This window comes from Flavobacterium kochi, assembly GCF_048286715.1.
Lineage (GTDB): Bacteria > Bacteroidota > Bacteroidia > Flavobacteriales > Flavobacteriaceae > Flavobacterium.
In genome coordinates this window covers 138734-153906 of the sequence record NZ_JBLVPW010000006.1, presented here as the reverse complement: position 1 = coordinate 153906, position 15173 = coordinate 138734, and the positions used below count along the sequence as shown (strand labels likewise).

Below are 15173 nucleotides of genomic sequence, written 5' to 3'. Positions count from 1 at the left end.
AACAAACGAGGTAGTAATTTAGAGCTAATCCTACTATCCGTTGCCATCTTTTGCCCGCCGAATAGGCGACAAAAGGAATATGGCCTATCAGGGCTAAAACCACCCCGATTATGAAACAACTATTATTTACCCTCTTATTGCTAACCTCTTTTTCCTTTTATTCCCAAACAAAAGTAAAAGATACTGTCACCCGAAGAGCCTATATTACATACAATCAAAAAGGGAAACTTGTCTCTTTCAAACCAGAAACGCCACCGCTTATTCCAATCGCCGGTGCACCAAAACCCACTTATTCTTATTTATGGGAAATGGGCGATGGTCATTACAGCAAAGAAGCAGAACCCAAACACGTTTACAAAACCAAAGGAACCTATAACGCCCGACTTACCGTAACCAATAATTATGATAACGGAAAGACACCTGCAACACGACCGAAAAAAGTAGCAGTAACTGAAATTTCAGATGATCTTTACAAAGACATTGCTTCCATTGAAGATCAAAATGGATTTTCAATTCAAAAAAATTGCGACCCTATTCCCGAGCAGGAAATGGTCGTTATTTTAAGTTATCAAAATTTGCAAAACTATGTAAGCAGCGGTAAATTATATCTCTTTTACAACGAAAAACAATTTAAAAACAACAATTTCGAACTGGTTGATTTTAGAACCTATGCCGGAGAACGCGAAATCAAGGAAAACACGATTGCGTCTCTGATTGACCTGGACGATTCTAATGCATATTTGGCCTCCAACGAAACTTTGGCTCCAGCCAAAAAGTACCGAACCACAACTGCCGAAGAAGACTTAGATGCCACACTTTTGGAAGCAAATAAAGCATACAATAATGTTTCCATCCTGGAATTTGACGACACTAATCCAAGTGAAACCCACAATGTCTTTTACACGTTCAAAACCACTCCTGAAATGATCAAAGATACTAGCGCAACGGTTACCATGCGCGGTATATTTGTACCTAACAGAAGTTTTAAAAATCACAAAATAAAAAATCTGGAAATGGAAATTGTCACTTCTCACGACCCAAATAAAATGGGTTCTAACGGAAGTTTTATGAATTATAGATTGGTCCGATTCAAAAGAGTCAACTTTAAAACCCGTTTTCAGAACAACGGAGAAGGCCCGGCAAGAATGATTCGACTGGAGACAGATGTTCCGGAAATGTTCGACAAAAAAACATTTCAAATCGAAGACATGTACCCAAAATGCCCAATTTGTCCCAAAAATGAAATTCCCACAACAAGTTGTTTAGACACGATTATTAGACAAAATCAAATATTTTTTACTTTTAAAAATATCTACTTACCTGGGAGCAATCAAAAAAATGTAAAAGAAATTGACAGCACCAAAGGGTTTGTAAAATACTCCATGAAATTCAACAAAGACTTTCACAAGATAAAAACCAAAAGCAGAACCGCAATAATTTTTGACAAAAACGAACCCATAATTACCAATTATGCCACTACCCGATTCTTACCGGGAATTTCTGTTGGAGCCAAAGCCGGCTATAACCTTTATCCTCATTTAGAAAATTCCAAAAGCTATTTTGTTGGCGCAACAATCTCTCCTTTTAAATCCTATCGGTATTATGGTCAAGCCGAATTTTTAAACAGTGCACATACTTATGATGATAAAGTTACGGTTAGCGATGCAATCAATCAATCAACCGGAAACGTACAATTACAAAGAACAACTACCACAGCAGAAAACAAAAACATCAACTGGGAAGTTCCTGTACTTTTCCGTTACAACCTTAACAATTATTTCGGAATTGGAGCTGGAATCCAATTCAACATGAATGTGTCTGAAAGTAAAAAACAGACCCAAAAAATCGAAACTTTTGAAGGTACCTCTGACCGATATTTACTCAAAACAGAATACTTTACCAATACTATTTCCAATTCCTTTACTGATGTTAAAACTGGATTCGTTTTAGATTTCACCGGAGGATTTGCTAGAATTGGTCCAAGTTTGGGAGCGAGATACATCATGAACTTCAAAGAAAATTTCAATTATTTTCAGCTTTACGGAATTTGGAAGTTCTAAAAAATAAAACGCCAACAATACGGATTAGACGAATTTTTAATGATGCAATAAAGTTAATTCTTTAATGGTAAAAAAACTCCTTTCTCTTTTGATGCTTATTTGCTTAAATACTTTTGGGCAAAATACAGCTGCTCAAGAAAATAAAATATACAATATCCTCGATGCTTATGTAGCCCATCCATCTATTAAGGGCTTACAAAATCTCACAACAAAAGAACACTCTTTTTGGAATAATCCAAAGCCAAAATCAAAAAATGAACTGCTTGCAATGGTGATTTTAAATTGCAACATCGCTTTCTACCAGAACCACTTTGGCAAAACCAATCAAGCGATTTCAAGCTACGAAAAAGCATGGCGAATTTACCAGAAAAACCAACTTAACGAGTATGACATTATTGAATATTGTTTGAAACCGCTAGGAAATTTGCATACCATTTTAGGTGATTATGACAATGCAGAAAACGTCATAAAACAGTATTATTTCGTTGCGGAAAAAGAAAAAAACCAACTACAAAAAATAGCTGCGATTCTTAATTTATCAAACGTGTACCAAAGTTCCGGCAAGAGCGCATTAACCATTGATTTGCTAGAAAAAACCATAAAAACGGAGCAACTTTCGAACGTTCAAAAAGGGACCTTACTCAACAATCTGGGAAACAGTTATTTGCTGAGCATTAAAAAATTTACAACAAATCCAGACCCCTATAACAATGCCGAAAAATCATTTGAGGCAGCGATTCAGCTTTTGAAAAATGATAAAAATCAATCGGAAGCATTGTCCAATTGTTATCAAAATTTATCGGCGCTTAATCGACAAGAGCAAAAGTTTGAGAGCGCCAATGTGTATTTTGGGAAGGCAAAGAAACTTTTTTTGGAAGCCAACAATAAAGAACCTAGAAAAATAGCCAAACTTGATTATGAAAACGCATTACTGCTATTTGAACAGAAAAAATACACAGCAGCATCGGTCTTAATTTCGAATGTTTTCAAAACTCTGATTCCGAATTACTCCAGTACGAAAACCATCTTACCAGACCAAAATTCACTATACGCCGAAACAGTTTTACTGGATGCGTTAGATTTACAGGCGGTTGTTTTTCAAAAACAAAATCAGCTCAAAAAAGCACTGGAAGCATATGCTCTTTCGTTTCATATCGAGGCTCTATATGCCAACCTTTTGGTTTATGAAAACTCAAAAATAATCAATCAGACCCGCGTTCGTAACCGTAGTGAAAAATGCATCGCTATTTATGATTTGCTCTATCAAAAAGAAAAAAACATCAACTATATAAAAAATGCTTTCCAATTAGCCGAACGAACAAAATCGAGCGTTTTAAAAAGTTATCTTGAAAAAAACAAGACTGTTTCTAGAGCCGAAAAATGGCACTTAGAACAATTGCAAGACTGGAGTAATACCATTGTCAAAGAACAGCAAAAAGGCATTTCAGCGAATATTTCAAAAATAAACGAAGCCATCAAAAAACAGAATTCATTGCTGCTTTCATTAAAAGATATTCGCATCAAAAACGATGGTATTGTTCCAGAAAATATAGATATAAATGCTTTATTTTCAAAGCTCGAAAAAGACAAAGCCGTTATGGTTTATTATTTTTCCGGGTTTGAAAAGATGTATTATTTTACTTTGCAAAACCAAGAAATAAAACTAAACTCTTTTAGTGATACTGCGCATTCCTTAACCAAAATCTGGCAATTCATGGACTATTTTAGTGATGCCAATGCCATTACAAATGATATAAAAGGCTATACCAGACAGGGGAAAATTACTTATGATTTGTTGAAATTACCCAAAAATACAATCCATAAAAACTTACTGATTGTTCCTGATGGCATTCTCAATTTTCTTCCGTTTGAAGCATTAATTACTAAGAAATCCGAAACCACTAACTTTGCCAATGTGCATTATTTATTGAATGATTTCAAAATTGGCTACAACAATTCGGCTACATTTTATTTGAATGAAAAACCACTATCGGGAGCACAGCAAACTGTTTTAGGGATATTTCCTGTTTTTGAAAACACTCCTTATGCATTGGCTTTTTCGAAAACCGAAATGCAATCCATAAAAAATAATTTTGAAGGTCAGTTTTTTGAAAATGCAACGGCAACATTCGAAAACTTTAAAATCAATGCTCCCAAGTATTCGATTCTGCATTTGTCCACACATGCTTCTGCAGGCGACATCGAAACGCCGGCCAGCATCAAATTTTTCAATCAGGAAATTTTATATTCGGAATTATACAACTTAAAAATAAATCCTGATTTGGTCGTACTGAGCGCTTGTGAAACCGGAATAGGAAAACTTTATAAATCCGAAGGAGCCATGAGTATTGCCAGAGGCTTTCAATTTGCCGGAGTACAAAATTTGTTGTTTTCACTCTGGAAAGTAAACGATTATACGACGGCTGTTTTTATGACTTATTTTTATAAAAATTGTAAAGAAGGGCAATCCTATTTCGAGGCTGATGCTAATGCTAAACTGAATTTTCTAAATGACACAACTATTCCAAACGCCAAAAAATCACCTTATTACTGGAGTGCTTTTGTTTACTATGGTGGAATTGAAACAAAAAGTAATCTTATAAATTATATTTTTTATAGTAGTGGCTTTTTGATTCTAATTGGATTAATTTTGGTGTTTATTAGAAATAAAAAATGAAAAACCTTCACGACATTCTTAAAAAAGCAAACTACAAAAAAGTAAAATTCAAAATCACCAAAACACAGCATTTATTAATAAAAGCAAAGATCAATGGTGTACTTGGCAACTTTATTCTTGACACAGGTGCGTCAAATAGTTGTGTAGGATTTGAAAGCATAGATATGTTTCTATTGGAGGCCAAAAAATCTAAAACCAAAGCTTCTGGTGCCGGAGCAAATGGAATGTTCACTCAAATTGCTTTTAAAAATCACATTCAACTTGGCAAGTGGAAAGATTTGGAATTTGATCTTGTAATTTTTGACTTATCTCATGTGAATGAAGCGCTGATCCAACACAAATCCAAACCAGTTCACGGAATCATTGGTGCTGATGTTTTAATGAAAGGAAAAGCAATAGTGGACTATTTTAATTATTGCTTATATTTACAATAAAAACGGCCTTAAAACCTCAAGCAAAGATGAAAACTATCTTCAAAAAACTAGCCATATTTATGGGACTACTTTTATTTTCCTGTTCTCCCGCCAACTTAACTAACGAAAATGAAACAGTAACCAATTCAGATTCCAGCAACTCTAGTATTTTGAACAGCAGTAATTCAAAAATTTCAAACACCGCGTATTCGAAAATTTGGAATTTCGACGATTTATCTGAATGGGAAGACGCTACCCAAGTCGGAAATCCAAATTACTGGATTGAAAACGGGAATTTACGCATCTTTACCAACCCAAACACTTGGGAAAGATCAAAGGTAAAAACGATTTCAAATTTTGCCGCAGGAACCTACCGTTGGAATGTTTATGTCCCTGCAATGGGTGTTGGCGACAAGGCAAGCATCGGAGCTTTTTTATACAATAACGATACCCACGAACTTGATTTTGAGATCGGTTACGGAACGCAGGCCATTAGAGATCAATTAGCCGCAGAACCGGATGATCTTATCGTATATATAACCTCACAAGGCTATCCGTTCCAATCTGTTCAAAAGAAAATCAAAAGAGAACAATTGTACAATCTCACGATTCAATTAACACTAACTTCAAGTGGGCGTTATGCTGTAAGTTGGAAAATCAATGATGCAATTATGGCAACTGCCCGGCTTAATTATGGTAAAAACATCAAATTCAACATCTATTGCAGCGTCGAGAATTTACAATTTATCGGTGACCATATTCCGCAAAGCCAAAATTATGCTCTTTTTGATTCCGTGGAATTTAAAGGAATTTAAAAAAATTAGCTAAAAAAAACCCATTTGTCTAAAAAGTCAAATGGGTTTTTTTATATATCAAAAGTAGACTCACTATAATTCGAATGCTTTCTTAGGATTGTTATCCAACAACAACTCTAATGGATTTTCTAATGCTTCCTTAACTGCTACCAAGAAACCAACAGACTCACGCCCATCAATAATTCTGTGGTCATAAGATAAAGCTACATACATCATTGGGTGAATTTCCACTTTACCATTTACAGCAATTGGACGCTCAATAATGTTGTGCATTCCAAGGATTCCAGATTGTGGAGGATTGATAATTGGGGTACTCAACATACTGCCAAAAACACCGCCGTTAGTAATCGTGAACGTTCCACCAGTCATATCATCAACTGTGATTTGCCCGTCACGAGCTTTTAATGCTAATCTTTTTATATCCGCTTCAACTCCACGAAAAGTCAAGTTTTCAGCATTACGAACTACAGGAACCATTAAACCTTTTGGCCCTGAAACTGCAATTGAAATGTCGCAAAAATCGAAAGCAATCTTATGATCACCATCCATCATTGAATTTACATCCGGGAATAATTTTAACGCTCTGGTAACTGCTTTAGTAAAGAAAGACATATATCCTAAACCAATTCCTCCATGTTTTGCTTTGAACGCATCTTTGTATTCATTACGAATCAAGTTGATTGGCGTCATGTTTACCTCGTTGAACGTAGTCAACATAGCTGTTTCGTTTTTAGCAGCAACTAATCTTTCAGCCACTTTTCTACGTAACATAGATAATTTAGTACGCTCTGTCCCACGAGATCCCCCTGTAGGGGTTCCCATAGATGGTACCGCATTTACGGCATCATCTTTAGTGATTCTTCCATCTTTACCAGTTCCCGTTACTGAAGCTGGCGCTATATTTTTTTCGTCTAATATTTTTCTTGCTGCTGGCGATGGAGTTCCTGCAGCGTAAGTTGCTGCTGGAGCTACCGGAGCCGCTTTTGGCGCTTCTGCTTTAACTTCAGCTTTTGGTGCTTCAACTGCTTTTGCAACTTCTGCCGCTGGTGCAGCGCCTGATGGTTTTGCAGCACTAGTGTCGATTAAACAAACTACTGCTCCTACTGCTACAGCATCGCCTTCTTCTGCTTTTAATGTAATGATTCCGCTTGCTTCTGCAGGCAATTCTAATGTTGCTTTATCAGAATCAACCTCTGCAATCGCTTGGTCTTTCTCTACATAGTCTCCGTCTTTTACTAACCAAGTTGCAATTTCAACTTCTTTTATAGATTCCCCTGGTGATGGGACTTTCATTTCTAAAATCATGTTCTATTATTTTAAATTATGAATTTTAAATTTTAAATTGTTTTAAAAACAACCTATGGGTATTGTGTGTGTATTTTAGTCCCGATGCAGTGGCATCCTTTTCATTTTTATTAAAAAAAAAAAATACAGTGTACAGCAGGAAACAGCTCCTTATTATCTGAATAAATTTTTATCAAATACCATTCGTATTGCATCGGCCTGACGACGTTTTGCTCTTGTATAACTTCCTGCTGCCGGTGCTGCGTAAGCCTTTAACGAAGCCAATCTCCATTTTACTAAATCGAAATTCATCAACATATAGCTGTAAGCCCCCATGTTTTTAGGCTCTTCTTGTGCCCAAACATAATCATCAGCGTTTGGATATTTGGCTATAATGGCTTTTAATTGTGCTACCGGTAATGGAAATAATTGTTCGATTCTAACTACAGCAACATCTTTACGACCGTTATTTTCTCTTTCGGCCGTGATATCATAATAGAATTTTCCGGTACAGAAAACTAATGTTTTCACCTCCGCTTTATTTACTGTTTCATCGTCAAAGGTTTCTTGGAAACTACCATTTGCAAATTCTTCAACAGAAGAAACAACTCTTGGATCACGCAATAAACTTTTTGGCGTAAACACGATAAGCGGTTTACGGAAAGTCGTTTTCATTTGTCTTCTCAACAAGTGGAAGAAGTTGGCTGGTGTTGTACAATCAGCAACATACATGTTTTGTCTGGCACAAAGTTGTAAATAACGTTCCATTCTGGCTGACGAATGTTCCGCCCCTTGTCCCTCGTATCCATGAGGCAATAGTAAAACGATTCCGTTTTGATTGTTCCATTTATCTTCTCCACAAGAAATGTACTGGTCAATCATAATTTGGGCTCCATTACTGAAATCTCCAAACTGTGCTTCCCATATCGTAAGTGTATTTGGGTTTGCCAAAGCGTAACCATAATCAAAACCTAAAACACCATATTCAGATAAGAGTGAATTGAAAATATTGAATTTTCCTTTTTTACCTTCTAAATTATTTATTAAAACTACTTCTTCTTCTGAATCTTCAACTTTTACCACGGCATGCCGATGAGAAAAAGTACCTCTTTCGACATCCTGTCCAGAAATACGGACGTCATATCCTTCTTGCAACAATGACCCATAAGCTAAATGTTCGGCCATAGCCCAATCCAACTTATTGGTTTCGAAAAACATTGTTTTTCTGTCGTTAATCAATTTTTGGATTTTACTGATAAACTTTTTATCCGAAGGTAAATTGCAAATAGCGTCTGCAACTTCCGTAAGTCCTTCTTTAGAATAAGAAGTATCTACGTTTTCAAGCATTTGCCTATCTGTTACTTGCTCAAAACCTTTCCATTCATTTTTCATAAATGGAGTAATAATCGTCAGGTCTTTTTTACGAGATGCCTCAAGATTTACTTCAAGATTAGATTTGTATTCTTTTTCTAATCCATTTACATAAGTAGCGTCAATAATACCTTCTGACAACAATTTTTCGGCATAAATGTCTCTAGGATTTTGATGCTTCGCAATAATTTTATATAAAACTGGCTGAGTAAAACGAGGTTCGTCACCTTCATTGTGTCCGTACTTTCTATATCCTAATAAATCGATAAATACATCACGACCAAATTGCATTCTGAAATCCAAAGCAAATGACATGGCATGTACTACGGCTTCTGCATCATCGGCATTTACGTGTAATACGGGCGAAAGTGTTACTTTGGCAACATCTGTACAATAGGTAGAGGAACGAGCATCCAGATAATTTGTAGTAAAACCTACCTGATTGTTGATTACAATGTGAATTGTTCCCCCCGTTTTATATCCATCCAACTGTGCCATTTGCACAATCTCATAAAGAATTCCCTGACCAGCAATTGCGGCATCACCGTGAACAGCGATTGGCAATACTTTAGAGAAATCATTAGGGAAATATTTATCTTGTTTTGCTCTTGTAATTCCTTCAATTACTGCACCTACTGTTTCAAGGTGAGAAGGATTTGGAGCTAAATTAATATTTATTTTTTTTCCTGTACTGGTCACTTTATCAGCTGTAAGACCTAAATGGTATTTTACGTCTCCATCAAAATATTCCTGATCGTAATCTTTACCGTCAAATTCACCAAAAATGTCTTGGGTTGATTTGCCAAAAATATTTGCCAAAACATTCAAACGACCTCTATGTGCCATCCCCATTACGAATTGCTCTACTCCTTTTTCAGCAGCTTTTTCAATTAAAGCGTCCAGAGCAGGAATTACAGATTCCCCTCCTTCAAGCGAAAATCGTTTTTGACCAACGTATTTTGTATGTAAAAAATTCTCGAAAGAAACTGCTTGATTTAATTTATCAAGAATGGATTTCTTTTCATCAACAGAAAAATTAGGTTGATTGTCATTTATCCCCAGTTTATTCTGAATCCATTCCACCACTTCCGGTTTACGAATATACATATACTCAACACCAATATGCTGACAATAAATACTCTCCAAGTGCATTATAATTTCCTGAAGCGTACAAGGCTGAATACCGATAACCTTTGCAGCATCAAAAACAGTATTTAAATCTGCTGCAGAAAGCGAAAAATTTACGATATCCAGAGTAGGCAAAGTAGCTCTTCTCTCTCTTACGGGATTTGTTTTTGTAAACAAATGTCCACGAGAACGATACCCGTCAATCAATTTTAGTACGTTGAATTCTTTTTGAAGTTTTTCCGATACATGGGTACTCTCGACATTCCCAGCAGCAACATTTGCAATGTAGGTTACTGGATTTTCATCATTATAAGTAGTCATCCCAAAGTCAAAACCTTGAAAAAAACTTCTCCAACTTGGCTCTACGCTATCTGGATTTACTAAATATTGATCGTATAATTGTGCGAAAAATTCGGTGTGTGCTGCGTTTAAAAATGAAAACCTATCCATAATATTAGTGAATGTACTTTTTGTTAAATAGTTTGACAAAAGTACGATAATCAATTATATCTAAATCGATTTTTTACGTACTTTTACGTAAAAATTTGTTAAAAAAACCCTTAAAACATGAAAAAAAATCATCAATTAGCCATTTTAAGATCTTTTTTAATTTTGACAGTCTTATTCTCTTCCGGTTTTTTATCAGCACAGCAGCAAACAATTGGTCACCGATCACAAAGTGATTTTTGGAAAAAAGTCCAATTTGGCGGTGGTATAGGATTTAGTTTTGGCTCGGGTTATACTGATGTTTCACTGGCTCCAAGTGCTATTTATAATTTCAACGAATATGTAGCTTTAGGTCTTGGTGCGCAATACACCTATGCAAAACAAAAGGACTATTACGCTTCCCATTTATATGGCAGCAGCATTATAGGACTCTTTAATCCTATTCGTGAAATTCAACTTTCGGCTGAATTAGAAGAATTAAGGGTTAATGTCAATTTAATTGGTTCCAATAGCAATTCTCAAGATTATTGGAATACTGGTTTGTTTCTTGGTGCCGGTTACAGATCCGGAAATGTAACTATTGGCGCTCGCTACAATGTATTAAATGACAATAACAACATTTATGGCAACGCCTTCATGCCATTTGTAAGGGTTTATTTTTAATATCAATTTCTCTAAATAGAACGTTATTAACAATACTTATTGCGGAACCAGACTTTTTGCCATTCCCTTTTCAGAATTAAAAAAGCTACTTCTTCGGCAAGAACTACTAAGTCGGAACCGTCCAGTTTTTTTATTTGTTCCTCAGAAACATCAATTATGTAGAGTAAATTGAGGTATTCGGCAAATTTATACTGAATCAGTCTGTATATTTTTTCATGCAATTGCAGTTTCAATTCATCAGGGGAAATACGCAACGGAAAATCAATTCCTTCGTTAGCGAGATTAAAGTCCTTATTAATCTGTTCAATTAGTTTTAAGTATAAATTTTCTCCTTCCGCTTCGATAAGTAGTAAATCAGTATTTTTAGGAGCTATAAACATTTGATCTTAGGTTGTTGATTAACTAATTCAGATTTTTTTTATTATACCGATGCTTGAAATGAACCATTATTCATTCAAAGTAAAACTGCAATGCTTCGCCTGTTCGCTATCGCTCGAGCCAAAAATCATTACTCTTCATTCAAACACTACACTTTTCTTTCCATTAAATTTTCGCCAAAAGCTCTAAGCATTTCTTTTTTGTCGGCCCCGATATTCATTTTGCCTAATGTTTGGAAAGCTTTAAATGTAAAATCCTGAATAGCATCCTGTGTTGCTTTTGAAGCGCCTGAACGATTAAAAATTTCTTTTACCGCATTAATTTTATCTGAATTATCTTTTGGCTGGATAGAAAACAAATCCCGAAGCTGCTGTTGCTGTTCTTTATCTGAAAAGGCAACTGCTTTTAGATACAAATAGGTTTTTTTGTTTTCAATAATATCACCGCCCACTTGTTTTCCAAAAGTTTCCGGATCGCCAAAAGCATCCAGATAATCATCCTGCAATTGAAAAGCCAATCCTAAATTTAATCCGAAATCATAAATTAGATTTGCATTTTCCTTTGAAGCTTCAGCAATAATAGCACCCATTTTCATGGCTGCAGCAACTAAAACGGCCGTTTTATATTCAATCATTTTGAGATATTCTGCAATGGTAACATCATCTCTAACTTCAAAATCCACATCCCATTGTTGCCCTTCGCAAACTTCAAGAGCAGTTTTACTGAACAATTTAGCCAATTTACGAAATATTTTTGGCTGGTATTTCTCAAAATATTGATACGCCAAAATTAGCATCGCATCGCCAGATAAAATTCCGGTATTTATATTCCATTTCTCATGTACTGTTTGCTTCCCTCTTCGCAAGGGAGCATCATCCATAATATCATCATGAATCAAAGAAAAATTATGAAAAACCTCAACAGCCAAAGCGGCCGGTAACGCTTTTTTATAGTCCGCATCAAAAACTTCAGCACTCATAAGTGTTAGTACCGGACGCATTCTTTTTCCTCCCAGATCTAAAATATAATGTATCGGTTCGTACAAATTTTTGGGCTCCTTGGCTTCATATTGTGATTGTAAATATTCCGAAATGAACTCCTGATACTGGTAAATGCTGTGCATAAATTAATTTTTGGCTAATTTACAGTATTCACTCTTTATTACAAACAACGTTTATTAATGAAATGTTAAATTATAAAAATACATAGGAAACTATTTTGGTATTCAAAGTTTCCTGTTTAGATTTGCATCGAAATTAACATTTCAATTTATAATTCATTTCAGACCATTGTGAAATGAAAATCAAACCTAAATAAAACCGAACAGATTATGACAACAACATGGACAATTGATTCAACTCAATCTGATGTTTTGATTAAAATCAGACATTCTATAATTGCCTACTTAGCAGGAACAATCAACAAATTCAAAGGCCATATAGACATTCAGGACAATGAAATTGAAGACGCTTCAATCGAATTTTCTTTAGATATAAACAACAAGGATACAAAACTGGAACAAATAGACACCCACTTAAAATTGAATGATTTTCTTGATATAAATGAATATCCAATTATTAGCTTTAAGTCTACTTCATTTCAAAAAGTTAACAAGAACATTAATTTTTTGAAAGGAAATCTAACAATCAAAAACATCACTAAAGTTGTCGAACTTGATGCAGAATTCATTGGAATCAACGCTTATAACGGTGATCAAAAGGCTGCCTTTGAAATAACTGGAGCAATTAATCGTAAAGATTTCGGATTAACGTCCAATTCATTTATTCAAACAGGAGGTCTGGCCACAGGACAAGACATTAAACTGATAGCAAATTTAGAATTCACTGTTTAAAAAGCAGGTTTACACAAATGTTAAATAATTACGAAATTTGAGGAAACTATTTTGGTGTTTAAAGTTTCCATGTTACATTTGCATCGAAATTCAACACTTTAAAATTAAAGTAACGAAATACTGAAACAATTTTAGCCATAAAAATGAAAGAGAAAATTATATCAAAAGCAAGCGACATGTTTTTAAAACTAGGTTTTAAAAGCATTACTATGGATGATATTGCAGGGGAAATGTGTATTTCTAAAAAGACAATCTACAAATATTTTTGCAACAAAGAAATACTTATCGAAGAAAGCACTGCTACGATTCACAAAGAAGTACATCAGATTATTGATAACATCATAAACAAAAATTACAATGCAATTGAGGAAAATTTTGAGATCAGAAAAATGTTCAAGGAAATGTTTAAATCATCTGACACCTCTCCTATATATCAATTAAAAAAGCATTACCCAGAAATATATGAAAGGGTAATGTCACGAGAAATTAACGAATGCAACGCCGCTTTCGAACAAAATATCAGAAAAGGAATTCAACAGGGTCTGTATCGCGAAAACATCAATGTTGCAAGTTATATCCAATTTTATTACCTCTTGGTATTCAACATAAAAGCAAACACAAGTTCTGAAAAAGAGGGTCAAAAGATAGAACTTGAAATTTTAGAATACCATACCAGAGCGATGGCAACGCCGAAAGGAATAATTGAACTTGAAAAACATTTACTAAACTATACTATATAATGAAGAATATAATTTTAATAGCATTCTTGATTTTTGCTGTGACTGCAAAATCACAAGACACCAAATCGTTGACACTGAAAGAGGCGATTACCTATGCTCTGGAAAACAAAGCAGATGCAAAAAAAGCAAAACTAAAAGTGAAAAACAGCGAATATCAAATTCAGGAAGTACGTTCCAGGGCATTACCTGAAATTTCCGCAAATGGAGGATTGACTTATAATCCCATTTTGCAAACCACCTTCCTTGATGGAGGTTCTTTTGGCGGTGAACCAGGATCTACGGTTAAACTCAATTTCGGACAAAAATGGAATTCAACAGCCGGGGTTTCCTTGACACAAACTCTTTTTGACCAATCCGTTTTCACAGGTTTGAAAGCTGCCAGATCAACCAGAGAATTCTATCAGATAAACGACCAATTGACCGAAGAGCAAGTAATCGAAAGAGTAGCGAATAATTACTACCAAGTATATGTTCAACGTCAAAGATTAAATGTTCTGGACAGTAATTATGTAAACACCAATAAAGTAAAAACAATAATTAAAGGACAATTTGACAATGGTCTGGCAAAAAAAATTGACCTGGATCGAATTTTAGTAAAAATATCGAACATCAATACACAACGTCAGCAAGTTTTAAATGCGGTTCAATTGCAGGAAAACGCTTTGAAGTTTTACATCGGGATGCCAATTCAAACTAAAATTATTATTCCTCAAACTGAATTTGAAGTTACACCTCAAGCACTATCTGAAGCACCAAATACAGAAACCAGAACAGAATATTTGCTTTTGAAAAAACAAGAACAACTCTTACTATTTCAAAAGAAAGCGACTGAAGCGGCCTATTACCCAACGCTATCCCTTTCGGCGGGTTACAATTATATTGGCCAAGGTCCAAAAATGCCTTGGGGAGCAAAACCAGCTGACGGCGTTTACTGGTCTGATTATTCTTCTATAGGTCTGAACTTAAAAGTTCCCATTTTTAAAGGATTTGAAACCCGATCAAAAGTAAGACAGGCGGACGTTAATTTAAGATCCTTAAAAGAAGATTTAAATGACACAAAATTGGGCCTTGATCTTGCCTATGAAAATGCAAAAATACAAATTGACAATAGCGTCATTACGATCAATAACCAAAAGACAAATGCACAATTAGCACAAGATGTTTTAAGCAATACCAGAAATAATTACGTACAGGGACTAGCTTCCTTAACCGATTTATTGGACGCGGAAAATTCATTGACAGAAGCACAAAACAACTACACTTCTGCAATATTAGATTACAAACTTGCCGAAATTCAATTAATCAAATCAAAAGGGGAATTAAAAACTTTATTAAACAACTAACA

The 15173-nt window shown here is 35.0% G+C and carries 12 protein-coding genes; 8 read left to right on the top strand and 4 right to left on the bottom strand.

The window, feature by feature from the left end; genetic code table 11:
- Positions 1-110 precede the first annotated feature (110 nt).
- From ACNQGH_RS07350 to ACNQGH_RS07335, 4 genes are all read left to right on the top strand, one after another.
- Positions 111-2060 carry a PKD domain-containing protein gene (locus ACNQGH_RS07350; protein ID WP_417955334.1) on the top strand — a complete coding sequence of 650 codons (1950 nt, stop codon included), beginning with the start codon at positions 111-113 and terminating at the stop codon, positions 2058-2060.
- Positions 2061-2124: 64 nt separating this feature from the next.
- Entirely contained in the window at positions 2125-4737 is a 2613-nt protein-coding gene (locus tag ACNQGH_RS07345; RefSeq protein WP_417955333.1) for a CHAT domain-containing protein, read from the top strand.
- Positions 4734-5171, top strand: a complete 438-nt coding sequence (locus ACNQGH_RS07340) for a retropepsin-like aspartic protease (protein WP_417955332.1) — start codon at positions 4734-4736, stop codon at positions 5169-5171. The genes ACNQGH_RS07345 and ACNQGH_RS07340 overlap by 4 nt, the downstream gene beginning before the upstream one ends.
- Positions 5172-5197: 26 nt before the next feature.
- Positions 5198-5965 carry a hypothetical protein gene (locus tag ACNQGH_RS07335; RefSeq protein WP_417955331.1) on the top strand — a complete coding sequence of 256 codons (768 nt, stop codon included), beginning with the start codon at positions 5198-5200 and terminating at the stop codon, positions 5963-5965.
- Between the two features lie 72 nt (positions 5966-6037).
- Here ACNQGH_RS07335 and odhB read toward each other — a convergent pair whose 3' ends face one another.
- Positions 6038-7270: a 2-oxoglutarate dehydrogenase complex dihydrolipoyllysine-residue succinyltransferase gene (gene odhB, locus ACNQGH_RS07330; protein ID WP_417955330.1), complete on the bottom strand. Its 1233-nt coding sequence runs from the start codon at positions 7268-7270 to the stop codon at positions 6038-6040.
- A 153-nt stretch (positions 7271-7423) separates the two neighbouring features.
- Entirely contained in the window at positions 7424-10198 is a 2775-nt protein-coding gene (locus ACNQGH_RS07325) for a 2-oxoglutarate dehydrogenase E1 component (protein WP_417955329.1), read from the bottom strand.
- A 117-nt stretch (positions 10199-10315) separates the two neighbouring features.
- On the opposite strand from ACNQGH_RS07325, the gene ACNQGH_RS07320 reads away from it, so the two are divergent.
- On the top strand, positions 10316-10858 hold the full coding sequence (locus ACNQGH_RS07320; RefSeq protein WP_417955328.1) for a hypothetical protein: 543 nt from the start codon (positions 10316-10318) through the stop codon (positions 10856-10858).
- A gap of 26 nt (positions 10859-10884) precedes the next feature.
- On the opposite strand, the gene ACNQGH_RS07315 is transcribed toward ACNQGH_RS07320, so the two are convergent.
- Together ACNQGH_RS07315 and ACNQGH_RS07310 are read right to left on the bottom strand one after the other, a co-directional pair.
- The gene (locus tag ACNQGH_RS07315; RefSeq protein WP_417955327.1) at positions 10885-11238 is read right to left on the bottom strand and encodes a hypothetical protein; all 354 of its coding nucleotides are present in this window, start codon (positions 11236-11238) and stop codon (positions 10885-10887) included.
- Between the two features lie 146 nt (positions 11239-11384).
- Positions 11385-12359, bottom strand: coding sequence for a polyprenyl synthetase family protein (locus ACNQGH_RS07310; RefSeq protein ID WP_417955326.1), 975 nt, complete (start codon positions 12357-12359; stop codon positions 11385-11387).
- 207 nt (positions 12360-12566) lie between these two features.
- Here ACNQGH_RS07310 and ACNQGH_RS07305 point away from each other — a divergent pair, with 207 nt between their 5' ends.
- The 3 genes from ACNQGH_RS07305 (at position 12567) to ACNQGH_RS07295 (ending at position 15171) form a co-directional block, all read left to right on the top strand.
- Positions 12567-13088 (top strand): YceI family protein, encoded by a 522-nt coding sequence (locus tag ACNQGH_RS07305; RefSeq protein WP_417955325.1) that lies wholly within the window; start codon positions 12567-12569, stop codon positions 13086-13088.
- Between the two features lie 143 nt (positions 13089-13231).
- On the top strand, positions 13232-13828 hold the full coding sequence (locus ACNQGH_RS07300; RefSeq protein WP_417955324.1) for a TetR/AcrR family transcriptional regulator: 597 nt from the start codon (positions 13232-13234) through the stop codon (positions 13826-13828).
- A complete protein-coding gene (locus tag ACNQGH_RS07295; RefSeq protein ID WP_417955323.1) occupies positions 13828-15171 on the top strand; it encodes a TolC family protein in 1344 nt (447 codons plus the stop codon). The genes ACNQGH_RS07300 and ACNQGH_RS07295 overlap by 1 nt, the downstream gene beginning before the upstream one ends.
- Positions 15172-15173 lie beyond the last annotated feature (2 nt).